This window comes from Pseudophaeobacter leonis, from assembly GCF_002087335.1.
Lineage (GTDB): Bacteria > Pseudomonadota > Alphaproteobacteria > Rhodobacterales > Rhodobacteraceae > Pseudophaeobacter > Pseudophaeobacter leonis.
Window position 1 is genome coordinate 1 of record NZ_MWVJ01000132.1, and the last position, 1,242, is coordinate 1,242.

The following is a 1,242-nucleotide window of genomic DNA, read 5'->3' on the forward strand; positions in this document are numbered from 1 at the left end:
CGGTTGAAGCAGGAGCCATCCACCCCATCACCTTCGGCGGGTCGCATCGCAGCATCCGCAAGACTGGGACATGGACTGCTTTGCGCCGTTCGTGACGTTCAGCAGGTCTGGGCCAGTTCCGCTTGCGTCCCTTACCACTCTAGGTCACGCTCAAAATATGAAACTTAAATTGCATCACATAAATCTATGTTCGTCCAACGTGCCTGAGATGGACCGTTTTTATCGGGATGTTCTAACGCTCGAGGATGACGCCCCAGCCGAGCTACCGCCTCTGAACCAAGATAAAGGGTTGGTAGGGGAAGTCGCATTCGTAACCGATGGCGATATTCAAATGCATTTGACGCCACGCGATGTGCTGAATTCGTTTCGCTCGGGGCACGTCGTGAACCCACTTGAACGCGGCCACATCGCCTACCGCACAGATGACATGAAAGCATTCATGAAGCACTTGGATGCTCAGGGCGTTCGTTATTCTGATTGGGGCAGCGATGCTGTGAAGGGATGGCATCAGGTGTTCTTCTATGACCCGGAAGGTAACGTGATTGAGGTCCATCAGATTGTAGATGTTGAGTGACCTTGAAGGGTTCCTAAGTCTTGCCGCGACGAGCGACCCCATACGTGCCTCGTTGCTTTGCGGCGGAGTGAGTTTGAACTTGTGAAAACAGATAGAGCGTACCCAAACCGCTACACAAACACTACACAAGAGGGTCATAATGAGATATTTAAGGCCCTGTAAAATAAGGGGATTATGAGATGCACACATCCGTGTGGAGGCACCGCACGCTTGTTTTAGAAGTTTATGGTTAAAAGGATCATTTGTCTTCTTCTTGTCTCCGTGACCTAGAGGTGTTACCACAGAGACGAATAGAGCGGAAGAGGTTCCAATTAATTCAACATGTTAGCGTTTTAGGCGCAGAGTTCGAGCCTCTCATCACCCACCAGACACCTGCCAGTTGCCACCAGACAGCTGAAACTGGTGCAGTTCTCCTTCCCGCACTAAAACGCCTCCTTGCCCAGTATTGCCTGGGTCACGCCGCCTGACCTGCCGCGATTGAACCTTTCGGATCCGGATAAAATCCGGAACCTCAGTGCTGTCTTGCAGCGGGCGGAGGCAAATTGGGTGTAGGTCTGATCGCTGATCGCTTCATTGCCGTCTCCGGGGCACTGGGGGGTAAGATTTTCCAGTAAAATTCAACAGATGAGAGGCCGTAGTGGTAAGCGTCCGGCCTGCCTGCACTGACG

The 1,242-nt window shown here is 52.2% G+C and carries 1 protein-coding gene; it reads left to right on the forward strand.

From position 1 onward, the window contains the following. Positions 1-157: 157 nt before the first annotated feature. Positions 158-574 (forward strand): VOC family protein, encoded by a 417-nt coding sequence (locus tag B4968_RS22690; protein ID WP_083101440.1) that lies wholly within the window; start codon positions 158-160, stop codon positions 572-574. The last annotated feature ends 668 nt before the right edge of the window (positions 575-1,242 follow it).

Excerpts from the sequence above, each read along its gene's own strand:
- B4968_RS22690 (WP_083101440.1), top strand. The coding sequence starts at position 158 with ATGAAACTTAAATTGCATCACATAAATCTATGTTCGTCCAACGTGCCT.